Genomic DNA, 22,967 nt, shown 5'->3' on the forward strand with positions numbered 1-22,967 from the left:
CACACACAAACACAACATGATCACGCGGTGGCCACTCCACGTCCAGCCCGCTGACCAGCAGCATCATCGATCACAAAGTCCGGCTGGAGTACTAGGCTAGCTATCGCTTGTTCACGTTCATGCGAATACCATTGGGGGGATTGATATCCCAGTTCGTCGGTGATCGGGTGTAACGTTCGAGCAACTCGGAGTGAAGCCATGATGAAGGTGCCGCGCCGCGCGCGGCTGACGATTGGAGTGCCACGGGATGGGCATTGGGGACGAAGTTCGGCGCAACGTAGAGCTGAAGAAGCCGCTCACCGCGCTGATCAACAGGGGGTGCCTACCGGTCGGGGGCATCTTCAGGCTCGACTATGATTCTGCGGTTGTCCTCACCGACGACTTCAAGAAGCGCGAGGCGGGCGGCGTGCCCCGGGGCGGATTCCTACTCGCGGTTGCGGGCGATAACACCGACTCCGGGTTCATTCTCGAGGATCAGGAGATCATTTTGCTCCGAGTGCGTGGGACGGCACCGCTGCCCAACGAGTCGGAGCTGATCCAAACTCGGTTGGCGGTTGTTCGTGACGCTGGTGCGTCGGGCGTCGGATTCGACGATGTCACCGACGTGCTCACTCGGAACGAGCTGCAGCAGTCCGCATTCGATTGCGAGGTGCTCGGCACGTTCTATACCGAGACTGACGATCGAGAGGCCCGGATCGAGTACGGCGCCGATATCGACAACGTTGTGGTATCTGCTCGCTATCAGGTGTTCCTGCCTTCGACGGAGGTTCTGTCCTGGCTGAGTTCGTACCCGGAGCCGACCGAGGCTCGCGATTCCTTGCCTATCGGAAAAGTTCGATTCGCTGCGACTCGCAGGAAAGCGCTGATCGCTGGCACCGACCAGGCCGAGGTCCGCATCGACGTTTCGGACTTCATCGGCCGTAAAACTGCGGTCTTCGGCATGACCCGGACTGGAAAGTCTAACACGATCAAGACTTTGGTCACCGCAGTCCATCGGTATGGCTCGGAGCACGACCGGGCCATTGGTCAGCTGATCTTCGACCCTCAGGGTGAATACGCCAACGTCAACAGGCAAGACGGTACTGGGCTTCGCCTGCTGGGGGACGACGACAGCACGGTCCGGATATACAAGGTGGAGCCGAGCCAGTCAGACAGCCGCGAGAAGTCACTTCGGATCAACTTCTACGACCGTGAGGTGTTGGAAGCCGCCTGGAGCCTGGTAAGCGAGGCCACCGCGACAGTAAACACGAACTACGGCAAGACCTTCCGATCTGCGGTACTTTCCGAACCCGAGACCAATGACCACAGCGCGAAAAGTCGATGGGGCTGGGCACTGGTCGCGTTCTACGGTCTGCTGGCCAAATGCGGCTTCCATGGCGACTCGCTACCACAGAACCTCACCGTTGCCGCTCCGGCGGCATCGATGAACGCCTTCATCGCCGCGAATCCCGGCGCTGCTGCACAGGCCGGCCGGGCTGGAAGCTATCGCGTGCAATCGCCCTCCGGGGCGCGGGCTCTGGCGGAATGGGTGGGCGAACACCCCGACGACTTCCCCAAGTGGCACGAAACCGAGAAGTGCCACTTCAGTGCTTTGTACGGTGTCTACAAGTACACGGGTGTGACCGCCGCGATCCGATCCATCCGTGCATTCCATGGTGCCCAATCCGCTGGAGATGTCAGTGAACATCTGTGGCAGGACATGCTTGCCGGTCGGCTGGCCATTGTTGATCTCTCCAGCGGCAACGACCAAGTGGCCAAGGTCATGTCGGAGCGGATTGTCAGTCACCTCCTGAACCGGGCAGGGGAACGATTCCGGGCCGACCACGAGCCGATAAACATGCAGATCATCGTCGAAGAAGCCCATAACCTGTTCGAACGCGGCGGGCGCGACGTGGCCGACGACCCTTGGGTGCGGCTGTCCAAGGAGGCTTCCAAGTACCGGATGGGACTGATCTACGCGACTCAGGAGGTCACCTCCGTCGACAAGCGAATCCTGTCGAACACTTCGAATTGGCTGATCGCCCATCTGAACTCCGGCCATGAGACGCGAGAGTTGGCGGACTACTATGATTTCAAGGTCTGGACACCCAGCATCATTCGAGCCGAGGATGTCGGCTTCGTCCGGATGAAGACCTACTCCGGCAAGTACATCGTGCCGGTGCAAATCGCCAAGTTCGACCACAGTATGGTCAACGGTGCTCGCAAAGCTGCTGGTCTCGCGGCCGTGGATGTTCAGGCCGAAAGCGAGTAGTCGATGCCCTATCCAGGAGAGAAAGCCTCCCGTCTGGGGCACGTCGGTACAGCCCGCAACAAGGCCGTCAAGGATGCCCTTGAACGGTGGGCCATCACTAGCGCTCGCCCCACCAGCGATGATGACATCGGCGCGCTTTGCGCTCCGCTCGAAGAACTCCCCATGGTCGGAAACCCTGGCGATGTCGACTACTCGATCACGGTCGACGGTTCGGACACTGAGGTTGAGGCCACCCGCGACCACCCCACCGTTAAGGTTGGCTACCTCCGGGTCGCGGGATCAATGGTTCGACTGGACGTATTCCGAGAACTTGCCCGTGTCCGATACATTGACCCGCAGGACGTCCGGCAAGCCCACAGCGAGTATGCGTTCGACGTTGCCCTCCCAGGCTCCCAGCTCGCGCGCCCCGGCCTGAGCGGTGTCGAAACCTGGCGCGCCGAGCTCGATGAGTTCCTTGGCAGCGCGCGGTTCGACTCGAGCACCGAAATGACGCTCGCTGATGGACTTTTGGCTTTGCATGGCACCCGTGATGCTCCTGCCCGTCAGATTGAACTACGGGTCTGCCCTAGTTGTGGGCTCAAGGCTGCGGGCGCGTCAACCCTCACCGTTACCCACACCGGCGGGTCCTGCCCGTCGTGCAAGATGCCTTTGTTTCTCGCGGATGTGCTCCGCACACATGAGGAGTACAAGGTCGAGGGATCGAACTTCGAGCCGCTCGGGCGCGTCATGACAGCAGCTGAGCGCCTGATGTCGTTGTGCTACTTGAACTTCTTTGCTGATACCGCGCCCGATGTGCTGCGGCATACGATCTTCATCACCGATGGTCCGCTAGCACTCCATGGGCCCTTGGCCCCGCTCAAGCGACGGTTCCAGGAACATCTCAGCGATCTGAGTGGTTGGTGCGTGCAACAGGGGCTGGCGGCTCCGCTCATGGTAGGCATCGAGAAGCAGGGGGCCTTTGTCGAACATGCCGAGCTGATCAAGGATTTGATCCCGGTTGGTCAAGTCATGCGGCTCCCGACCAGCTACATCAACCGCGTCCTGGGAAGGGCGGAGACAAATCAATACGGTGAGGACGAGTTCTACGGTCGGCGCTTTATCTATCGCACGCGTGCCGGCGATCCGTTGGTGATCACGGTCCTGCCAGCAGCAGGATTTGCACCCTACGATGGAGGCATCGAGGTCGAGGGCTGGAAGGCGTACCCGACACTGCGCCTGATCTGCGAGGTTCTGGACTCGCTCAGAACGCGGATGTATCAGCACGCGGTCATACCCGTCGCCCTTGCGCACTCGGCTGCCGCGCTGCCGTTGGGTGTCGGACGATCTGTGCTGACCATGATGGCGCAGCAGAACATTCCGGGACTGAGATCCGACTTCCAGGCGGTAAAACCACCGACCTACTTCACCAGGTAGGCGGACGGTGTGCCCGAACGTTCAGCTGTCCGGCAAAATACCACTATGCCGTCATTGATCTTGCCGCCAGCCAACCTCGTCGCTCGCGAACTCGCCCAGGGCGCAAATCTTTTCGGCTCCAGTGAAGCGATCAACGCTGAGGCGCGTCCGCTGGTTGCAGAGTTGGAGCCAGTAGCACACGACCTCGCCCGCGGCCGCTACCAATCGCCCTTGCGCTACCCCGGGGCCAAGTCCTCACTCGCGCCCGTCATCGGGCGAGTGATTACATCGGCGAAGCGATCACGGGAAGTGCCCGAAATCAACCTCCTCGTCGAGCCGTTCGCGGGAGGCGCGTCAGCATCACTGCGCATGATCGGAGACGGCACCGTCGAGCGCATACTTCTCGCCGATGCCGACCCCCTAGTCACCGCATTCTGGCAGACCGCAGCCGATGACACCGAGCGACTGGTCGATCGAATGCATGACGAGTGGAAGCGATACGTCCGGGCCGGTGGCCAGAAGGCCGTTGAACGATGGGACTACTGGCGTACCTGGACACCCCGGTCGAGGATGGCTCGACGTAGCCGTCGGCTGGCCACCGCGACGCAGTGCTTGTTCCTCAATCGGACCACCTTCTCGGGTATCCTGCACGGCAAAGCAGGGCCCATAGGCGGGCGAGCTCAGACCAGCGCGTACCCCATCAGCTGCCGTTGGAATCCTGATGCACTCGCAGAACGAATCCGATATATCGGCCACCTCTACAACACGGGCCGCCTTGTCGACGTGTGGTGCAAGGACTGGCGCCAGACTTTGGACGACGTTCCCGAGTATTACCCACAACTACTTCCCTCACGGGTGGTCGCCTACCTGGATCCGCCCTACGTCGAGAAGGCATCGCACCTGTACCGGGCCTCGTTTGATCCCCTCGGGGGCTACGGCGGAGATGGACTTGGGTCAGCCCGGCCCAGCGATTACACCCTCCACCTCAGCCTTGCTGACTACCTGAGAACGAAGGCACAGTTCCGGTGGTTGCTCAGTTACGACGACCACCCATTGCTCACCGAGAGCGAGTGGCTGTACGCCCGCGACCAAATGACGCCGTCGCGCGCTGACCGCGAGGTACTCGGCGTGCGCTGCTGGCGGATCAGCAAGCGCCTGGTCAGCACTCGATACTCGGCGGCGGGCCGAGTCGGAAAGCGATCTGCCGAGGAGCTGCTGATAACAACCCTCCCACCGGCAACCGTTCCGATCGACGACGAGCTGCGAGTCCTCCAGGGCCCTCCAAAGTAGGGATATCCTGCTGACTTCCCTGGTGAATCTCGGCGAACAAGCGCAATCGGACAGCGCCCGAACCGGGGCGAACCCTGGCGGGATGATCCTGCGACCCGAGGGAATGCAACCATGATCAGTGCGGGGATCGAGGCGGGCCGCGTCGCTGCCGCGAATGCTGCGGCTCGACCACCTGTTGAGTTGCCGTCGGCGATGCCTGGAATCATCCCGCCGGATAGGCTGACCGCGACGGCTGCGGCCGCCGCTTGACAATGGAGCACCCTGGGTCTCAGACGGGATACGCACCCACGATGACCAGGCGTTTTCCAGTTGCCCATGTTTTGCGTGTCCTGCCAAGGGCTCGAACCTGCGACCTGATCTTGATTAGGGTCGCCCCCGCGTTGTCAGCCCCTCATCCAAGACCGCCGACCCGGTTGCTGACCACACGGCGCGACTTGCCATCAATCACGCCATTTAATGTCCCACGCCAGCCAACAGCGTCCACGCACGCCAACGCCAGTAACCATGAGCGCCACGACCGCAGGGCGGGATCGTGCTGTTTCCGCAGTTCAACGGCCAATACCGCCAACGCGATCCAACGCCGGGAGCCCTTGACAACGATACCGATCACGCGCTAGGCCCATGTGAGCACATGGAGTTACCCATGTTCTCGCCGGATCAGTTGTCGCGTATGCATCGACTGATCCGGCGAGGACGGTGCTCAGAAGTTGATCATGTGGCCCGCGAGGCCGTGGATCGCTTCCTGGAGGGCTTCGCTGAGCGTGGGGTGGGTGTGCACGTTGCGCGCCAGCTCGTTGACCGTGAGGTCCCACTTCTGGGCCAGGGTCAGCTCCGGGAGGAGTTCGGAGACGTCGGGGCCGATGAGGTGGCCGCCGAGGAGTTCCCCGTACTTGGTGTCGGCGATGAGCTTGACGAAGCCGGTGGCGTCACCGAGGCCGTGCGCCTTGCCGTTGGCGGTGAACGGGAAGGTGGCGACCTTCACGTCGTAGCCCTCGTCGCGGGCCTGCTGCTCGGTGAGGCCGAAGCTGGCGACCTGCGGCTGGCAGAAGGTGGCGCGCGGCATGAACCGGTAGTCGCCGAGCGTGACGGTGGGGGCGCCGCCGATGGTCTCGGCCGCCACCACACCCTGCGCCTCGGCGACGTGCGCCAGCTGGAGCTTGGCGGTGACGTCGCCGATGGCGTAGATGTGCGGCACGTTGGTGCGCATGTAGTCGTCGATCGCGATGGCGCCGCGGTCGGTGAGCTGCACACCGGTGTTCTCCAAGCCGTAGCCCTCCACGCGGGGCGCGAAGCCGACGGCCTGGAGCACCTTGTCGACGGTGACGGTCTCCACCGAACCGGACTTGTTGTCCTTGATGGCGACGGTCACCTTGCTGCCGTCGTCGTCGATGGACTGCACGGCCGCACCGGTGGTGATGGTGATGCCGAGCTTCTTGTACGCCTTGGTGATCTCCTTGGACACGTCGGCGTCCTCGTTGGGCAGCGCGCGGTCGAGGAATTCGACGATCCGCACGTCGACGCCGTAGTTGCGCAGGACGTAGCCGAACTCCATGCCGATGGCGCCCGCGCCGACGATGAGGATCGAACCCGGCAGGTCACGGGTGAGGATCTGCTCCTCGTAGGTGACCACGTTGGCGCTGAGCTGGGTGCCGGGCAGCAGCTTGGTGACGGTGCCCGTGGCGATGATCACGTTGTCGAACGTGACGGTCTCGGTGCCGCCCTTGCTGAGCTCGACCGACAGCGTGTTCGCGTCGACGAAGGTGCCCTTGCCGTCGAACTCGTCGATCTTGTTCTTCTTCATCAGGAAGTGGACGCCCTTGACGCGGCCGTCCGCGACCTTGCGGCTGCGGTCGAACGCGGCCCCGAAGTCGAAACTGGCTTCACCGGAGATGCCGAAGGTCTTGGCCTCCTTGGTGAAGATGTGCGCGAGTTCGGCGTTGCGCAGCAGCGCCTTCGACGGGATGCAGCCCACGTTCAGGCACACACCGCCCCAGTATTTCTGCTCGACGATCGCTGTTCGCAGGCCGAGTTGAGCGGCGCGGATAGCGGCGACATATCCGCCGGGACCAGCGCCGAGGACGACGACATCATAGTGAGAAGTCACGCCACCGAGCCTAACTCCGCCGCCCCGACTTCACCCACCGTCCCCCCGCATCGGTGAGATCGGCGACGGCGGGCGGTGACGATCCGGCGAACGAGACCGTTTCATACGCAACAGCTATTGACGGGCAATCGGGGCGCGCGTCTCCGGATTGCGGACGGCGCCGTGGGCGGTGTTGCACTCACACCGGCTGGGTGAGCCGCTCGTCGACCCGGACCGACACGCCGAACTCCCGCAACCCGTCCAGCAACCGTGGCGAGTCGACCAGGGTCTCCGGCAGGTACAACCCCGGCGCCGGCGGCGTCTGCCCATCCAGCCCGAGCAGCCGCTCGATGGCGAAGGCGATGCCGCGCGCGCTCAGCGACGCGTACCCCTCCGGGTCCACGATCTCATAGCGGAATCGGCCTCGCCCGCCGGAGCGGTGTTCGCCTTCGATCTCGATGACCGCCTCGTGCGACGGGCTTCCCCCGGTGCGCGAGGTAGTCGACAACCCCTCGGCCAGGTCGATACGCACCGAGGTCGCGGTGCTGCCCGCGCCCAGGCTGAGCACGTCGAGCAGGCCGGCCGCGTGACCTTCGTACTCGGTGCCGTCCACGCCGGCGAACCGGCGGGTGGCGAATTCCGGTCCGGTCCAGTGCCAGCGGCCGTCCCGCACGATCAGCGGCAGCGGGCCGACGCGCTGGATGTGCTCGAGATCCACCGCCGAGACGGGCCCGAAGGGATCACCCGGATCGAACAGCAGGCCGATCTCGATCGCGTCGACGATGCGGAACTCCTTCGCGAAATGCAGTGCGGCGACCAGGGGTACACCGCCGTCGCTGTGCCCGAGCAGCACCACGGGCACGGCCGGGTTGTGCAGGTGGTGCGCCACGGTGGGCCCGATCTCGAACACGCCGTCCGACAGCGCGAGATACGGAATCCCCTGTGCCTGCGCGAATTTCAGCGTGTTCGGCGACCGGTCGCGCACCGCCGTGACCACCACGCCGAACCGTGGGTCCGCGCCGAGCCCGAGATCGGCGCGATCCAGATCCACGGTTGTGGTTGTCGCATAGCCGATTTCGGCGGCCAGCGCCTCGGCCCGGTCGATATTGCGGGCGGCGAGGGTGATCGGCAGGTCGGGGTGGAGCTTGCGCAGCAACCGGGCCGTGCGGGAGCCGAGACTGCCGGTGCCGCCGAGCAGGAGAACGGGAGCCTGGTTCGTCATGCCGACACCGCCTCGTCCGAGCTGGTCGCGACGGTGGCGCCGAACTCTTCCATGCGCCGCACGAAATCGACCGGCGCCAAGATGTTTTCGGGCAGATACAGGCCCGGTTCGGGCGCGGGCCGCCCGTCGAGTCCGATCAGCCGCTCCACCGCCAGCGTCACGCCCAGCGCGGTGAGCGGGGCCTGCCCCTGCGGGTGGACGATCTCGGCGTGGACGCGCGCCCGCGTGCCGTCCTTCCTGACACCGGACAGGTCGGCGATGATCTCCGTGGAGAACGGTTCGCCGCGCCGCGTGCTGGCCGAATCGCCGAAGGCGAAGTCGAGCCGGATGTCGCGCGCGTCGGTGGCGGCGTGCAGGCCGATGATGTCGAACGGCGAGTACGCCTGCCCCTCCAGCTCGACGCCGTCGACGCTGCGCACGGTGGCCGCGGCCTCGTCGCCGGTCACCCAGATGACCTTGCCGTCGCGAATGGTGAGCGCGGCGGGCGCCACGGTGGTGAGGCGCTCGTAATCGTCGGCCGCGGCCTGTCCGCCCATGTCCTGGCCGTCGAGCACCACGCCGATGCGGATGTCGTCGACCCGCTCGAAGTCGGCGGCCAGCTTCAGGACCGGGAAGATCGCCGCGCCGGCCAACCAGTGGCTGCCGAGCACGACCGCGGACCGGCCGGGGTGATGGATGTGCAGCGCGACCTCGGGGCCGATCTCGTAGGTGCCGGTGGAGACGCTGATGTAGGGCAGCCGGTGGGTGAGCGCGTAGCGCAGCGAGTTCGTGGTCGCGTCCTTGACGAAGACGGCGACCGCGCTGAACGCGGCGTCGGCGGGCAGGCCCAGGTCGGGGCGCGCCAGGTCGACGGTGACGCCGACGGCGTTGCCCACCTCGGCGGCGACCGCTTCGGCGCGGGCGAGATCGCGCCCGCCGATGGCCAGCGGCAGGCCGGGATGCAACCGGCGCAGCTGGCGCGCCGTGAGCGACCCCACCACCCCGGACCCGCCGATGATCAGCACCGGATCGTTGCTGTTGGACATGGCCGAACTCCTTACCTCGCGGGACGCATCGTCCCTACTATCCGTAACCTACGATTGGTAGGTTACGGATAGTAGGTTATAAACGAGAAGGCGCTGCAGTCAAGTCCGATGAGGAGGTTCCGTTGTGACAGCCCCCACCCGGCCGCCGAGCAAGCGGATGCCGAAAGCCGAACGGCACGAACAACTCCTGGAAACGGCGCTGGCGATCATCGGCGAACAGGGCGCCGACGCGCTCACCCTCGGCGTGCTCGCCGAACGGGCGGGCGTGAGCAAACCGGTGACCTACGAGCACTTCGGCACCCGCTCGGGCCTGCTGATCGAGCTGTACAAGCGCATCGACGACCGGCAGGCCGCCGATATGACCGAGGCGCTCGCGCACGCGCCGCGGGAATTGGCCGCGGTGGCGCGCGTGATCAGCGTGTCCTACCTGACCTGCCACATCACGGCAGGCCCGGAATGGCACGCGATCTCGGCGGCGCTCAAGGGCAACGCGGAGATGGCCGCCGTCCAGCAGGAACTGGTGGAGCGCTGCATCGAGATCCTCCGCGACGCGCTGGCGCCCTTCTCGGCACTGCCCGCCGGCGAACTGCACGTGCGGTGCGTGGGCCTGATCGGGGCCGCCGAGGCGCTGTCCCAGCGGATCGCGCGCGGACTGCTCGGGGAGGCGCGCGCGATCGACAACCTCACCGCGCTGATCGTCGGCGGCATCGACGCGAAGAACTGAATCCCCCCAGCGAAATTCGGCGCCGACGCGGCGTAAGCCGCGTCGGCGCCGTGGTTTTCACTCCTCCCCGGTGCGCCCCTCCATGAGCATCTGGGTGAAGAACTCGTAGATGAGCGCGGCCTGGAAGGCCATCTGCTTGTTGTCGGCCGCGCCGCCGTGGCCGCCCTCGATGTTCTCGTGGTACCAGAAGGTGTGGCCCTGCTCCTCCAGCAGCGCCGCCATCTTGCGGGCGTGCCCGGGGTGCACGCGGTCGTCGCGGGTGGAGGTGGTGATCAGGATCGGCGGATAGTCGGCGTCGGCGCGCGCGTTCTGGTACGGCGAGTACTTCGAGATGTACTCCCACTCCTCCGGCTTGTCCGGATCGCCGTACTCGGCCATCCAGGAGGCGCCCGCCAGCAGCAGGTGGTAGCGCTTCATGTCCAGCAGCGGCACCTGGCAGACGATGGCGCCGAACAGTTCCGGGTAGCGGGTCAGCATCACGCCCATGAGCAGGCCGCCGTTGGAACCGCCGACGGCGCCGAGCCGGCGCGGCGTCGTGATGCCCCGCGCCACAAGGTCTTTGGCGACCGCAGCGAAGTCCTCATAGACCTTGTGCCGGTTGGCCTTCTGCACCGACGTGTGCCACTCGGGTCCGTACTCGCCGCCGCCGCGGATATTGGTCATCACCCAGGTGCCGCCACGCTCCAGCCAGCCCATGCCCGACGCGCCGCTGTAGGCGGGGGTGCGCGACACCTCGAAACCGCCGTAGCCCGACATCACCGTGGGGCCGGGCGCGCCGTCGTGGTCGCGATGGCGGATCACGAAGTACGGCACCCGCGTTCCGTCGTCGGAGCGGGCGAAGAACTGTTCGGTCTCCACGCCCTCGGCGTCGAAGAACGCGGGCTCCTGCTTGAGCCGGGTGGTGGTGCCGCCGACCGAACCCGCCAGCAGCGTGGCCGGGGTGGTGAATCCGCTGGTATTGAGCATGAATTCGTCGCCGCCCTCGAGCGGGTCGAGGTTCATCACGCTGGTGGTGGCCATCGGCGGCGCGTCGGCCAGCGGTTCCACGGCCCAGCCGTTCGGGCCCGGGGTGAGCACGTGCAGTTTGGTCTGCACGTCCTGCAAGGTGATGAGCAGCAGGTGGTTCTCGGTCCAGCCGTACCCGTGCAGCGAGGTGTGCGCGTCGGGGGTGAACAGCACGTCGAAATCCCGCTCGCCGTCGAGGAAGGCGGCGAAATCGGTGCCGAGCAGCGCGCCCGCCGGGTAGCTCACGCCGCCCACCTCCCACGGCGACTTCAACCGGATCAGCAGCCAGTCCTTGTACCAGGATTCGCTCGCGTCGGTCGGCACGTCCAGGTGCCGCAGCGACCCGTCCTCCTCGAACAGGTACACCTCTTCGTTGAAGAAATCCGTTGCGCGCCCGACGAAGTGGCGCTCGTAGCCGGGGGTGCGGTCGTAGCCCGCCGAGACTGCCACATCGGTCGCCTCGCCCTCGAACACCGTCTCGGCCGCCGCGAGCGGCGTGCCGCGCAGCCAGCGCTTCGCGATGCGGGGGTAGCCGGAGTCGGTGAGCGAGCCGGGCCCGAAGTCGGTGCCCACATACACCGAGTCGATATCGATCCAGCGGATCTCCGACTTCGCCTCCGGCAGGTAGTAGCCGCCCTCCGACGGGTCGACGAACTGTCTTGTCTCCAGGTCGAATTCGCGCACGACCTTGGCGTCCGCGCCGCCCCGCGACAGACTGATCAGCGCGCGCGACTGCTCGGGACGCAGCACGGCCGCGCCGCCCCACACCCAGTTCTCGCTCTCCGCCGCGCCCAGGGCGTCCAGGTCGATGAGCACGTCCCACTCCGGGGACTCCTTGGCGTACTCGGCGAACGTGGTGCGCCGCCACAGCCCGCGCGGGTGCGCGGCGTCGCGCCAGAAGTTGTACAGCCACTGCCCGCGCCGGCCCGGATAGGCGATCTTGGTGTCGGTGTCGAGCATGTCGAGGATCCGCCGCTCCAGTTCGGTGAACCGCTCGGTGGCGGCGAAGCGCCGTCCGACCACCTCGTTGTGGGCGCGAGCCCAGTCCAGGGCCCGATCGTCGGTCACTTCTTCGAGCCAGAGGTACGGGTCGGTCACGTTCTGTGGGGCGCCGGTCATGCTCCACATTGTTGCCCAGCCTCGGTCACATCGCGTGCGCGGTTACCAGAAGTGTGCGACGTCGATCACGACCCGCGACCCGGCGCCCGGCCCGTCCAGGGTGAACACCCGCACCGGCAGCCGGGCCCGCACCCCGAGCCCCAGCGTGGTGCTGCCCTCGAACGAGCCCGCCCACGCGACCTGGCGGAAGGTCGCGTACCCCGCGACCGCCGCCAGTTCCGCCCGGTCGGCGGGCGAATAGGTGGCGCGGCCCGCGTGGTCGTAGGACGGCGCGTGCGCGGTGACGACCAGGAACGCCCCGCCGCGCAGCGGCACCGGCTCGCCCGAGCCGTCCTTGGTGACCGCGTCGGTGTAGGCCACGTGATAGCCGGGCGCGGGGCCCGCGAGATCGACGACGAGCCGGTCGAAGCAGTCGTGACGGCCGGCGCGCACCCCGGTCACCGTGGCCGCCGAATGCTTCGGCACCGATTTGTCGAGCGAGCCCCAGACCAGGCCGCAGTAGGGAGACGCGCCGGCGGCACCGGGGACGAGCAGGAGCCCCAGTGTCGTCGCGAGCGCGGAGATCAGGACGAGTACGCGACGCACGTCGCACCGCCTTCGGCAGAGAATGGTCGATCACCTGGTCCATCGGCCGGCGGAAAGTCGGTGTTAGGCACGGTTGTGTCGCGGAACCGTCTCGGATCGATGGCTTCGTAGGATCAAAGATCCGAGACAACACCCGAGGAGTCCGCCGTGGCACCCTTCTTATGGGAACAGCACTGCTGTCTGCCCTTGCTGCCGAGCGCGGACATCGCCGAGCTCGCCCGGTACCCGCGCGGGTCGTACCTGTCGGTGAACGTCGGGTACTCGCTGCACGACACCGAGCGGGCGCTGGCGCTGGTGCGCCAGTTCCGGCGGGATGCGTTGGTGGACGGACGATTCCGTCTCGTCGACGGGGTGGACGACCTCGGCGACCCCGACACCATCGCGCTGGCCTTCGATCTGGAGGACTCCCGCCCGCTCGGCGGCGACCTGGCCAACGTCGAGGTGTTCGCCGAACTGGGCGTGCGCTCGCTGCTGCCGGTCTACAACCACGCCAACGCCGCGGGCTGCGGCTGCCTGGACACCGACGACACCGGATTGACCGCCTACGGCAAGGATCTGGTGCGCGCGCTGAACGAGGCGGGCGTGTTCGCCGACGGCGCGCACTGCTCGCGGCGCACCGGCCTGGACATCGCGGCGCGCACGCAGGTGCCGATGATCTACAGCCACGCGAATTTCGCGGGCCTGTGGGCCCATCCGCGCAATATCACCGATGAGCAGGCCAGGGCGTGCGCGGAGACGGGCGGCGTGATCGGGGTGAACGGCGTGGGAATCTTCCTGGGGCGCAACGGCGCCGACGAAAGCGTCGAGCGGGTGGAGGCGATGGCCGACCACGTCCAGTACGGCGCGGAACTGGTGGGCATCGACCACGTCGGCATCGGCTCGGACTACTCCTTCGACGGCGACGACTTCAACGCCGAGATCGCCGCCCACCCCGAAGCGTTCTCCGAGGAGTACACGAAGTACGGCCCGCTGCAATGGACCCCGCCGGAGGATCTGATCGGCACCGACTCGGCGCCGGGCCTGGACGAGGTGCTGGCGGCGCGCGGGTTCACGCCGGCGGAGATCGCGGCGGTGTTCGGCGGGAACTTCCTGCGCGTCGCGAAACAGGTCTGGCGCGGCTGATTCGGCCCACCGGAACTAGAACACGTTCTACGATCGAGCGGTGATCAATTCGACTCGAAGAGCACGACGTGGATCCGCCAGGGGGACGCACCGATCTCCGTACCGGCGATTCCTCGGATACATCACCGCCGCCGCCGTCGCCCTCGGCGTCTCGATGACGACCGGCGCGCCCACCGCCTCGGCGATCCCCGATACGACCGACCCCTTCTACATGCCACCCTCGACGCTGGCGCAGGTGCCGCCGGGCACCATCCTGCGGGTGCGCGAGATCCAGTCCAGCGCACTGCAATTGGTGCCGATGCAGGTGCGCGCGTGGCAATTGCTCTACCGCACCACCGATTCCGAGGGCAATCCGTACGCCGCGGTCACCACCGCCCTGGCCGGGCCCGGCGCGCCGACCGCGATCCTGTCGTTCAACAGCATGATCGACGCCATCGCGCCCGATTGCATGCCCTCGCGCACCCTGCGCACCGGCTCGGGGTGGCTGGACCCGGCAAAGTTCGGCGGGCCGGTCACCCTGTCCACCACCGCGAACGAAGCGCCGATGATCGCGGCCGGGCTGCAACAGGGATGGGTGGTGTCGGCCCCGGATCTCGGTGGTGTGCAGAACCGTTTCCTCACGCCGAGGGAACCGGGGTACGTCGCGCTCGACGGCGTGCGCGCGGTGCGGAACTTCACCGCGCTCGGGCTGCCCGCCGATATCCCCAGCTTGTTCTGGGGGTACTCCGGCGGCGGCATCGCGACGGCGTGGGCGGCCGAACTCCAGCCCACCTACGCGCCGGAACTGAACGTGGCCGGGATGGCGGTGGGCGCACCCGTCGCCGACCTGGCGACCGCGCTGTACAACGGAAACGGTTCTCCGGTGGCGGGATTGGTCGGGATCGGCGTGGCCGCGCTGCGCCAGGACTCACCGGAACTCGCCGCGCTCGTCGACCGCTCGACCACGCCGGAGGGCAAGCACCTGATCGACCTGGCGGCGGCGAGCTGCACCCCGCAGAACCTGCTGAACTTCATGCTCCGCGATGTGAATACGCTGCTCACCGTGCCGCTCTCCGACCTGGTCGAGCACCCGATCACCCGCGGCCTGCTCGCCGAACGCCAACTCGGCCGCGGCGCGCCCACCGCGCCGCTCTACGTGTACAACGCCGTGGACGACGAGTTGAGCACGATCGCCTCGGCCGACGCGCTGGTCGAAAGATACTGCGGCACGGGCACACCCGTCACCTACCGGCGCGACGTGATCCCGTCGGCGGTGTCGGCGCACGTGTTCGGCTGGGGCCTCGGGGCGCCGGGCGCCTTCGCCTGGCTCAAAGAGCGCGCCGCCGGGCCCCGTCCGGCCGGGTGCGACGTGCGGACGATGTCGACCCCGCTGAGCGCGCCCGCGCTCGGCACGCTCGGGCCTGACTATCTCGCCGGACTGTTCGCCGCGATCACCGGGGTGCGCTGATCGCGCGCCGCCGGGTCCGGACACATCGGGCCCGGCGGCGTGAAATCAGCGGTCGCGCAACCACTTCTCGATGCGGTCCACCGTGGAGTCCGGGTCCGGAATCCAGCCGTTGTGGCCGAGCCGTTCGGGCTGGCGCCAGGTGGTGATGTCGGCGTCGGGCATCTTGCCCAGCAGGTGTTCGGCGGAGCCGCGCGGGGTGAGTTCGTCACCGGCGATGGTGATCGAGAGCACCGGCAGCTTCAGCCGGGCGATGCGCTCCTCGTAGTCGATATCCGCGCCGACCGGGACGAACCGGCCGGTGCGGGCCAGGCGCGCCCAGTCCGAGACGAGCACCTTCGACTGCGGGCCGAACCCGCCGACGGTGATCTTGTCGCCCGGCCAGAACCCCGCGACGCTCGCGGCCAGCGAGGCCGCCGTGGTGCCGAAAAGCATTCCGGGCGCGAATAACCCGCGATAACCGCGGTAGTAGGGCGTGCCGGAGGCGATGAGGATCAGCCCGCCCAGCCTGCCGCGCACGCGCGCCGCGTACAGGACGGCGAGCTGGCCGCCCATGCTGTGCCCCAGCAGGTAGGGGGTGCTGGCCGGGAACCGGTCGCGCACCACCTGCATCATCGCCGGGAAATCGACGGAGACGAGTTCGTGGTAGCCGTACGTGCTGGTGGGGCTCGGCCGCGGGCGGCTGTCGCCGTTGCCGCGCAATTCGCCTATGGCGGCGTCGAATCCGCGCGCGGCCAACCGCTTGGCGACGAGTTCGTAGTAGGCGCCGGGCACCCCGAGACCGGGCACGATCACCACCACCGGACGCGGCGCGTCGGGGGTCACGGGATGGCGATGCTCGCCCCGCGCCGCGACCAGGCGCACCGGAATGGTGCTGCCGTCGGGCACCTGGATCGGCACTGTCTGCATGCCGCGCACCGTACCCCGCGCGGCGCCGGACTCTCCACGCACGTCGCGGACGCCGGGATCAGGCGCCGACCGCGCCCATGATCACCCGGCTCAGCACCCGGATGACGTCGTCGAGCGGGGGGCGCGGGTCCGATCCGCTCCAGGAGTCGACCACGTAGTTGACCGCGCCGATGATGGCCAGCACCCGCATCTCGTAGTCGCCCGGCGGGATCTCGCCGTGCATGGCGGCGTCCTCGGCGGCGCTGGCCAGCAGCGCGCCCCAGACGCGGCGCAGCTCCAGGCGGAACTTCTCCACCTTGGGCCCGGCGCCGACGACCTCGACGAGGGCGACCCTGGCCTTGCGCGGGTCGGCGCCGATGGTCTCCACGTAGGCGCGCACGGCGGCGTCGATGATCTCGAGCGCGCCGGAGTCGGCCTTCTTCGCCAGGGCGGCGGTGACCGCCTCGCGCGATTCGCGATCGATCTGCTCGTACAGTTCGAGCAGCAGCGATTCGCGTCCGGTGAACTCCTCATAGAACTGGCGCGAGGAGAGCCCGGCGTCCTTACAGATTGCGCCCACCGAACTGTTGGCGTAGCCGTCGCGAGCGAAGACCGTCAGACCGGACTCCAGAAAACGCGCACGCCGCTGGCGCTGCCGGTCCTCGACGGGCTGCCCGGCGTACATACGTCCCGTATTCGCATCCTGTGACATTGGGGCAGACAATACCGAAGCGCCCGATCCCCTCGTCATGGATCGGGCCCTTCGTCTCGCGCCTCAGCCGGCAGCGCGTTAGCCGAAAGTTGGCAGAGGGGAAGGCGATGCCGCCCCGACGCCGCGGAACCGGAGCCGAGCACCGTCGTGTCGACTCGCACCAGCAGCACGAATAGGAAGCCGTTCCCGCGACCACTCCGATTCGTCCTCGGCCATTTCGGTGTCACTGATGATTTGCCGACACGGGAGGTTCCGAGCGTGGCAGCGCCCGCCGAGGCGTGAAGCCGACCCGCTGCGTCCGGCACCGTCGCGCCTGGTCGTAGCGCCGGCGGCGTCGGTTTTCGGCGCTAGCGGCCGGACTCCGCGAGGCGGGCCGCGTCGAAGGCGTCGGCGCAGCGGGTGAGCAGGTCGAGGAGGGTGTCGCGCTCGGCGTCGGTGAAGGCGGCGGCGACGGCGCGTTCGACGCGGATCGCGCGGGCGTCGGCGTCGGCCATGACGGCGTTGCCGCGCTCGGTGAGGCGGGTCTCCAGGACGTTGCGGTGCCAGGCGTGCGGCGTGCGCTCGATGAGCCCGCGGTCGGCGAGGTTGGCCAGCACCGTGTTGATGGTCGGCGGGGTGACACCGCACAGCCGGGCCAGCGCGGCGGCCGAGATACCGGGGTTCTCCGAGAGGTGCAGCAGCGCGGCGTACTGCGCGACCGTGACGCCCGCCGGTTTCAAGGCCGCGTGTTTTGCCGTGGCGAGGGCCTGTTCGGCGCGTTTGACATACGAACCGATGCGGTCCTCGGCGGGCATGGACGTCATGGAGGCATCGTATCCACCCTCCGATTCATTCGAATCTTGACGATCATTAGAATTCTAATCTAAATTCGTGCCGACATGTAAGACAGAGTTCTATTGATCGCAAGGGGTCACCCATGTCGGCCACCCGACTCACCGCCGTAGCCGTGCTCGCGGCCGTCCTCGCCGCCTGCGGCAGCGCCGAACCGGAAGCGCGGGTCCAGACCGCGTACGAATTGCCCGGCGACCGCGTCTATCCCGAGGGCATCGCGCTGGAGCCGAACACCGGCGTCACCTACGTCGGGTCCTACGAGGACGGCTCGGTGTACCGGGCCGAACCCGGCGCGCCGCGCGCCGAGGTCTTCCTGCCCGCGGGCGCGGACGGGCGAGCGACCGCCAACGGGTTGGCCGTGGACCCGCAAGGGCGGCTCTGGGTCACCGACTCGACCAAAGGGGTCACCGTCTACGACACGACCAGTCGCACGGCCTTGGCCCGGTTCGACGTCCCGGATGACGATCCCCGCTTCGTCAACGACGTGACGATCACCCCCGACGGCACCGCCTACCTCACCGACAGCGTGCGCGCCGTGCTCTACCGCGTCACCCCCGACCAGGTGCGCGAAGCCGCGGCGCAGGGCGGAAGTGGCGCGCTCACACCGGCATTCGACCTCACGCCCGAACTCGCACCGCGCGAGGCCGGCGCGGCCAGCCTCAACGGCATCGTGGCCGCGGAGTCCGGGCGGCACCTGCTGGCGGTCGACATGATCGCGGGCCACCTGTACCGCGTCGACCTCACCGGGGCCGCGCCCGCGATCCGCCGCGTCGCGCTGGACGGCGGCGACCTGCGCAACGGCGACGGGCTGGCCCTGCGCGGCGACACCCTGTGGGTGGTGCACAACATGGACGAGACGGTGTCGCGCTGGACCCTCACCGACGACGCCGCCGCGGCCCGGCTCGACGACCGATTCACCGACGAAAGCCTCGACGTGCCAACCACACTCGTGCGCAGCGGCGACCGGCTGCTGGTGGTGGCGTCGCAGTTCGACAAGGGCGGGCCCGCCGGGCCGGGGACGCCGGGACCGTTCCGCGTTGTGACGGTGGACGGGATCTGAGGGGGGTTGCGTGTGGCGCGCGCGAGATGCGCGGCCGCCGGGCCGGCCTCGGATGCGGATGCGGATGCGACCGTAGGTGAGCCCGGCGCGATAGCGAGGACACATGGCGGACAACGGCTGCGGGCGGGGTGGCGGTATTCGGCCGGGTGGCATACGCTTCGCGCGGATGAAAACCGCCTCATGGAGGGACGATTGACCACTCCGACCCTGCCGGACGACGGTGCGGACGGAACCGAGGTCCGGCGCACGGTGCCGCTGACGCAGCTGGTGCACCTGATGGCCGAGTACGAGAAGCTCGGCGCCCACCGCCAGACCTTCCTGGCCGCACCCGTCAGCGACACGTTCGTGCGCGGCTGCGGGATCGTCGCGGGCGGGCTCGCCGCCGTCGGAATCATCAGCGCCGCCGCGGGTTCCCCGGCCGGCGGGGCGGCGATCTGGCTGGTCGCGCTGGTGCCCGCCGTCATGGCGCTGCTGCGCGGCAGGCAGAACCGGCGCAACCGCGCCGCGCGGCTGGACCTGTTCGACAACGGCATGACGGTGTACCGCTCCGGTGAGCGAGTGGCCGGATTCCGGTGGGACACCGCCGAGGTGCGCCAGCAGGTGATCCCCTTCCAGAACACCGCCCGGGTGGACTACGCCATGGAGCTCACCGGGCCCGGCGGCGTCAAGGCCGCTTTCGACGACACCGAGTTCGCCGAGGCGCGCGAATGGGGCCGCGCCATCCAGTCCGCCGTCACCGGCACCCAGCTCCCCCGAGCCGTCGCCACCATCGACGGCGGCGGCAGCGTGCTGTTCGGCGACCTCGGCCTGGACCTGCACGCGCTCACCTACCGCGACCAGTTCTACCCGTGGGAGCGCATCCAGCTCATCGACGCCCGCGGCGGCCTGGTCCGCATCAAGGTCGACGGCACCTGGATCTCGCTGACACCCGTCGCCACCATCCCCAATTTCTACATCTTCAACGAACTCGCCGAGCGCCTGCGCCTGCCCGCCACCGCGTGAATCGCCCGCGGCGACAACGGCTCCCGCACCACACCCGGCGAATTCCCCACCGCGACAGCGCGAACCGATTCCAGCGCGCCAATCCCGAGCTACCGCACCGCAATCCCCCGAACGCGACAAAGGCCGGTCCACTTCGAGAGTGGACCGGCCTTCGCTACCAGCGAGAGCTAGCGAACTTCCGAGGGGATCAGAAGTCCATGCCGCCCATGCCACCGGTCGGGTCGCCCGCGGGAGCAGCGGCCTTCTCCGGCTTGTCGGCCACGACGGCCTCGGTGGTGAGGAACAGCGCCGCGATGGACGCCGCGTTCTGCAGGGCCGAACGGGTGACCTTGACCGGGTCGGCGACGCCGGCGGCCAGGAGGTCCTCGTACTCGCCCGAATCGGCGTTCAGGCCGGAACCCGCGGGCAGGTTCGACACCTTCTCGGCGACCACGCCGGGCTCGAGGCCGGCGTTGAAGGCGATCTGCTTCAGCGGAGCCGACAGCGCGACACGCACGATGTTCGCGCCGGTCGCCTCGTCACCGGTCAGGTTCAGCGCGTCCAGCGCCGGCGCCGACTGCAGCAGGGCCACGCCACCACCGGCGACGATGCCCTCCTCGACGGCCGCCTTCGCGTTGCGGACGGCGTCCTCGATGCGGTGCTTGCGCTCCTTGAGCTCGACCTCGGTGGCCGCGCCCGCCTTGATCACCGCGACACCGCCGGCCAGCTTGGCCAGGCGCTCCTGCAGCTTCTCCCGGTCGTAGTCCGAGTCCGAGTTCTCGATCTCGGTGCGGATCTGCGCGACCCGGCCCTTGATGGCCTCCGCGTCGCCCGCGCCCTCGACGATGGTGGTCTCGTCCTTGGTGACGACGACCTTGCGGGCCTGGCCCAGCAGCTCGACGCCGGCGGTCTCCAGGGAGAGGCCGACCTCTTCGCTGATGACCTCGCCACCGGTGAGGATGGCGATATCGGCCAGCTGCGCCTTGCGGCGGTCGCCGAAGCCGGGGGCCTTGACGGCGACCGACTTGAAGGTGCCGCGGATCTTGTTCACGACCAGGGTCGACAGGGCCTCGCCCTCGACGTCCTCGGCGATGATCAGCAGCGGCTTACCGGCCTGGATGACCTTCTCCAGCAGCGGCAGCAGGTCCTTGACGGTGGAGACCTTGGAACCGACCAGCAGGATGTAGGGATCCTCGAGGACGGCTTCCTGGCGCTCCGGATCGGTCACGAAGTAACCGGAGATGTAGCCCTTGTCGAAGCGCATGCCCTCGGTGAGCTCCAGCTGGAGACCGAAGGTGTTGCTCTCCTCGACGGTGATGACGCCTTCCTTGCCGACCTTGTCCATGGCTTCGGCGATCAGCTCGCCGATGGACGCGTCGCCGGCCGAGATACCGGCGGTGGCAGCGATCTGCTCCTTGGTCTCGACCTCCTTGGCGGTGTCGAGCAGCTTGGCGGTGACGGCCTCGACGGCCTTCTCGATGCCGCGCTTGAGGCCCAGCGGGTTGGCGCCGGCGGCGACGTTGCGCAGGCCCTCGCGCACCAGCGCCTGGGCGAGCACGGTGGCGGTGGTGGTGCCGTCACCCGCGACGTCGTCGGTCTTCTTGGCGACTTCCTTGACCAGCTCGGCGCCGATCTTCTCGTACGGGTCCTCCAGCTCGATCTCCTTGGCGATGGACACACCATCGTTGGTGATCGTGGGGGCGCCCCACTTCTTCTCCAGGACAACGTTGCGACCCTTGGGGCCCAGCGTCACCTTGACCGCGTCGGCGAGGCTGTTCAGGCCGCGCTCGAGGCCGCGGCGGGCCTCTTCGTCATACGCAATTGTCTTGGCCATGGCGTTTTTGAGATCCTCCATGTGGATGGCTGACACACGGGGCGACCGCAGGTCGGATCACCCCATATACGCTGGCCAGGTTCGGTGCCCGCGACGGACGACCGAGGGTGTCGATGGAACCCGGTCTCACCGTCCCGACCTGGCACTCACAGGTCGAGAGTGCCAAAGCCATTTCTAGCACTCTGGGGTGCCGAGTGCAAGGTCCGGGCGGCGCTCAGTGCCGGTCGTCGATGCGCAGCACCAGCGCGACGAACGCGTCGGTGCGCCGCTCCTCGGGGGTGCGCGGTTCCTCGTTGTCGACGGTGACGAGCTCGGCGTCGTGCAACAGCAACTCCGCCTCCACCCGCATGACGGCCCGGATGAACGGTGGCGCCACCTCCGGCGGCAGATTCCCGTTGACGATGTACTCCCCGTCCGGCCCCGCCTCGGTGGACACGTACGACAGCGCGAGCAGCAGATCCGCGCGACTCTCCCCCGCGACTAGGTCGGAATCCGTATCACCAGATTGATCCACCATTGCTATAGGTTACCGGGCAAACCCCCGGCAGCGGTGGTCACGCGCCCAGTACGGCGGCGGTTTCCCGCGGGTCGTCACGGCCCGGTTCCGAGGACCGGCCGGGCAGGCGACCGTCGTCCGGCGGGGCGACCGGGCCACCGACGCCGGGAAGGACCGCTTTACGGGGCATAAAGTGGCCGGGTGAGTGATGGAGCCGGCTGGGACGCGATCGACGGCGCCCTGGCGCAGTTGTACGGCGGGCAGGCACCGGTGCACTGGACGGTGGGGCATCCCTGGTCGCTGGGTGGCCCCGACCCGCTGGAGGGGATCAGCGCGTATCGGCGGGACGACCCGGTGCCGCACTGGCACTACGTCGGATACGGCATGAGCGAGCTGGGTGAAAAGGAATGGGACGACCCCGAGGTGTCGGGGTGGGGGTTCGAGTTCACCTTCCGGTTGACCACCGACGCGGAGCAGCCGCCGGTGTGGCCCGCGAACTTCATGCAGAACCTCGCCAAGTACGTCTTCCAGTCCGGCAAGTGGTTCGAACCGGGGCACACGATCAAGGCGAACGGCCCGATCGCGGCGGACCGGCCGGATTCGGCGATCCAAGCGGTGGGTTTCGTTCCCGATCCGGAGCTGGGGACCATCGCCACCGTCAACGGGCGGGTGGCGTTCCTGCAGATCGTCGGGCTGACCATGACCGAATACCGCGCCGCGCTCGGCGGCAAACTGCTCGGCCTGCTGGACGGGCTCGCGCCGCGGCTGCCGCTGTTCGTCACCGATATCGACCGCTCGTCGCTGGTCGCCGAGCCCAGACCACAGGCCACCTGGCCGAAATGGGGCGGCGGACTGCGCGGGCGGCCGTGACCGAGGCGTAGATTCCGCGGTGGATCATGATCG

General features: G+C 67.7%; 19 protein-coding genes. 9 read left to right on the plus strand and 10 right to left on the minus strand.

The features are described from left to right. Positions 1-247: 247 nt before the first annotated feature. The 3 genes from DFR74_RS22620 to DFR74_RS22630 are packed head-to-tail and all read left to right on the plus strand — an operon-like array spanning position 248 to position 4,933. On the plus strand, positions 248-2,251 hold the full coding sequence (locus DFR74_RS22620; protein ID WP_067511374.1) for an ATP-binding protein: 2,004 nt from the start codon (positions 248-250) through the stop codon (positions 2,249-2,251). Positions 2,252-2,254: 3 nt separating this feature from the next. Continuing rightward, entirely contained in the window at positions 2,255-3,664 is a 1,410-nt protein-coding gene (locus tag DFR74_RS22625) for a hypothetical protein (RefSeq protein ID WP_147265883.1), read from the plus strand. Positions 3,665-3,709: 45 nt separating this feature from the next. Further along, complete coding sequence (locus DFR74_RS22630; protein ID WP_084537920.1) at positions 3,710-4,933, plus strand: DNA adenine methylase; 1,224 nt, start codon at positions 3,710-3,712, stop codon at positions 4,931-4,933. A 700-nt stretch (positions 4,934-5,633) separates the two neighbouring features. Here the strand turns inward: DFR74_RS22630 and lpdA are convergent. The 3 genes from lpdA to DFR74_RS22645 form a co-directional block, all read right to left on the minus strand. Continuing rightward, positions 5,634-7,037: a dihydrolipoyl dehydrogenase gene (gene lpdA / locus DFR74_RS22635; RefSeq protein ID WP_067511377.1), complete on the minus strand. Its 1,404-nt coding sequence runs from the start codon at positions 7,035-7,037 to the stop codon at positions 5,634-5,636. 178 nt (positions 7,038-7,215) lie between these two features. Beyond that, entirely contained in the window at positions 7,216-8,238 is a 1,023-nt protein-coding gene (locus tag DFR74_RS22640) for a saccharopine dehydrogenase family protein (RefSeq protein WP_067511378.1), read from the minus strand. Continuing rightward, positions 8,235-9,263, minus strand: coding sequence for a saccharopine dehydrogenase (locus tag DFR74_RS22645; protein ID WP_067511379.1), 1,029 nt, complete (start codon positions 9,261-9,263; stop codon positions 8,235-8,237). Before DFR74_RS22645 ends, DFR74_RS22640 begins: the two co-directional genes overlap by 4 nt. 124 nt (positions 9,264-9,387) lie before the next feature. Here DFR74_RS22645 and DFR74_RS22650 point away from each other — a divergent pair, with 124 nt between their 5' ends. Further along, positions 9,388-9,987, plus strand: coding sequence for a TetR/AcrR family transcriptional regulator (locus DFR74_RS22650; protein ID WP_198161803.1), 600 nt, complete (start codon positions 9,388-9,390; stop codon positions 9,985-9,987). A gap of 57 nt (positions 9,988-10,044) precedes the next feature. Here DFR74_RS22650 and DFR74_RS22655 read toward each other — a convergent pair whose 3' ends face one another. Next, positions 10,045-12,111, minus strand: a complete 2,067-nt coding sequence (locus DFR74_RS22655) for a prolyl oligopeptidase family serine peptidase (RefSeq protein WP_067511381.1) — start codon at positions 12,109-12,111, stop codon at positions 10,045-10,047. Positions 12,112-12,153: 42 nt separating this feature from the next. Continuing rightward, positions 12,154-12,696 (minus strand): AMIN-like domain-containing (lipo)protein, encoded by a 543-nt coding sequence (locus tag DFR74_RS22660; protein ID WP_067511382.1) that lies wholly within the window; start codon positions 12,694-12,696, stop codon positions 12,154-12,156. Positions 12,697-12,843: 147 nt separating this feature from the next. On the opposite strand from DFR74_RS22660, the gene DFR74_RS22665 reads away from it, so the two are divergent. Together DFR74_RS22665 and DFR74_RS22670 are read left to right on the plus strand one after the other, a co-directional pair. After that, complete coding sequence (locus tag DFR74_RS22665) at positions 12,844-13,818, plus strand: dipeptidase (RefSeq protein WP_067511383.1); 975 nt, start codon at positions 12,844-12,846, stop codon at positions 13,816-13,818. 154 nt (positions 13,819-13,972) lie between these two features. After that, a complete protein-coding gene (locus DFR74_RS22670) occupies positions 13,973-15,265 on the plus strand; it encodes a lipase family protein (protein WP_067511384.1) in 1,293 nt (430 codons plus the stop codon). A 45-nt stretch (positions 15,266-15,310) separates the two neighbouring features. Here the strand turns inward: DFR74_RS22670 and DFR74_RS22675 are convergent, their stop codons facing one another. From DFR74_RS22675 to DFR74_RS22685, 3 genes are all read right to left on the minus strand, one after another. Next, positions 15,311-16,171: an alpha/beta hydrolase family protein gene (locus tag DFR74_RS22675; RefSeq protein ID WP_067511436.1), complete on the minus strand. Its 861-nt coding sequence runs from the start codon at positions 16,169-16,171 to the stop codon at positions 15,311-15,313. Between the two features lie 58 nt (positions 16,172-16,229). Further along, positions 16,230-16,862, minus strand: coding sequence for a TetR/AcrR family transcriptional regulator (locus DFR74_RS22680; RefSeq protein ID WP_228788980.1), 633 nt, complete (start codon positions 16,860-16,862; stop codon positions 16,230-16,232). Between the two features lie 347 nt (positions 16,863-17,209). Continuing rightward, positions 17,210-17,665 carry a MarR family winged helix-turn-helix transcriptional regulator gene (locus tag DFR74_RS22685; protein ID WP_228788978.1) on the minus strand — a complete coding sequence of 152 codons (456 nt, stop codon included), beginning with the start codon at positions 17,663-17,665 and terminating at the stop codon, positions 17,210-17,212. Between the two features lie 113 nt (positions 17,666-17,778). Here DFR74_RS22685 and DFR74_RS22690 point away from each other — a divergent pair, with 113 nt between their 5' ends. After that, positions 17,779-18,753: an SMP-30/gluconolactonase/LRE family protein gene (locus tag DFR74_RS22690; RefSeq protein ID WP_067511386.1), complete on the plus strand. Its 975-nt coding sequence runs from the start codon at positions 17,779-17,781 to the stop codon at positions 18,751-18,753. A gap of 192 nt (positions 18,754-18,945) precedes the next feature. Further along, complete coding sequence (locus DFR74_RS22695; protein ID WP_228788976.1) at positions 18,946-19,755, plus strand: DUF6585 family protein; 810 nt, start codon at positions 18,946-18,948, stop codon at positions 19,753-19,755. A 187-nt stretch (positions 19,756-19,942) separates the two neighbouring features. Here DFR74_RS22695 and groL read toward each other — a convergent pair whose 3' ends face one another. Continuing rightward, positions 19,943-21,568 carry a chaperonin GroEL gene (gene groL / locus DFR74_RS22700; protein WP_067511439.1) on the minus strand — a complete coding sequence of 542 codons (1,626 nt, stop codon included), beginning with the start codon at positions 21,566-21,568 and terminating at the stop codon, positions 19,943-19,945. A gap of 214 nt (positions 21,569-21,782) precedes the next feature. After that, positions 21,783-22,085, minus strand: a complete 303-nt coding sequence (locus DFR74_RS22705) for a hypothetical protein (RefSeq protein WP_067511387.1) — start codon at positions 22,083-22,085, stop codon at positions 21,783-21,785. A gap of 180 nt (positions 22,086-22,265) precedes the next feature. Between DFR74_RS22705 and DFR74_RS22710 the strand changes: the two genes are divergently transcribed. Then, on the plus strand, positions 22,266-22,934 hold the full coding sequence (locus DFR74_RS22710) for a suppressor of fused domain protein (protein WP_067511388.1): 669 nt from the start codon (positions 22,266-22,268) through the stop codon (positions 22,932-22,934). The last annotated feature ends 33 nt before the right edge of the window (positions 22,935-22,967 follow it).

Origin of the sequence: Nocardia puris (assembly GCF_003315035.1) — a bacterium.
In the GTDB taxonomy this organism is placed as follows: domain Bacteria; phylum Actinomycetota; class Actinomycetes; order Mycobacteriales; family Mycobacteriaceae; genus Nocardia; species Nocardia puris.

Coding starts and splice junctions, on each gene's coding strand:
- DFR74_RS22705 (WP_067511387.1), bottom strand. CDS start 22,085: ATGGTGGATCAATCTGGTGATACGGATTCCGACCTAGTCGCGGGGGAG.
- DFR74_RS22645 (WP_067511379.1), bottom strand. CDS start 9,263: ATGTCCAACAGCAACGATCCGGTGCTGATCATCGGCGGGTCCGGGGTG.
- DFR74_RS22680 (WP_228788980.1), bottom strand. CDS start 16,862: ATGTCACAGGATGCGAATACGGGACGTATGTACGCCGGGCAGCCCGTC.
- DFR74_RS22655 (WP_067511381.1), bottom strand. CDS start 12,111: ATGACCGGCGCCCCACAGAACGTGACCGACCCGTACCTCTGGCTCGAA.
- DFR74_RS22670 (WP_067511384.1), top strand. CDS start 13,973: ATGACGACCGGCGCGCCCACCGCCTCGGCGATCCCCGATACGACCGAC.
- DFR74_RS22630 (WP_084537920.1), top strand. CDS start 3,710: ATGCCGTCATTGATCTTGCCGCCAGCCAACCTCGTCGCTCGCGAACTC.
- groL (WP_067511439.1), bottom strand. CDS start 21,568: ATGGCCAAGACAATTGCGTATGACGAAGAGGCCCGCCGCGGCCTCGAG.
- DFR74_RS22640 (WP_067511378.1), bottom strand. CDS start 8,238: ATGACGAACCAGGCTCCCGTTCTCCTGCTCGGCGGCACCGGCAGTCTC.
- DFR74_RS22620 (WP_067511374.1), top strand. CDS start 248: ATGGGCATTGGGGACGAAGTTCGGCGCAACGTAGAGCTGAAGAAGCCG.
- DFR74_RS22675 (WP_067511436.1), bottom strand. CDS start 16,171: ATGCAGACAGTGCCGATCCAGGTGCCCGACGGCAGCACCATTCCGGTG.
- DFR74_RS22625 (WP_147265883.1), top strand. CDS start 2,255: ATGCCCTATCCAGGAGAGAAAGCCTCCCGTCTGGGGCACGTCGGTACA.
- DFR74_RS22690 (WP_067511386.1), top strand. CDS start 17,779: ATGTCGGCCACCCGACTCACCGCCGTAGCCGTGCTCGCGGCCGTCCTC.
- DFR74_RS22685 (WP_228788978.1), bottom strand. CDS start 17,665: ATGACGTCCATGCCCGCCGAGGACCGCATCGGTTCGTATGTCAAACGC.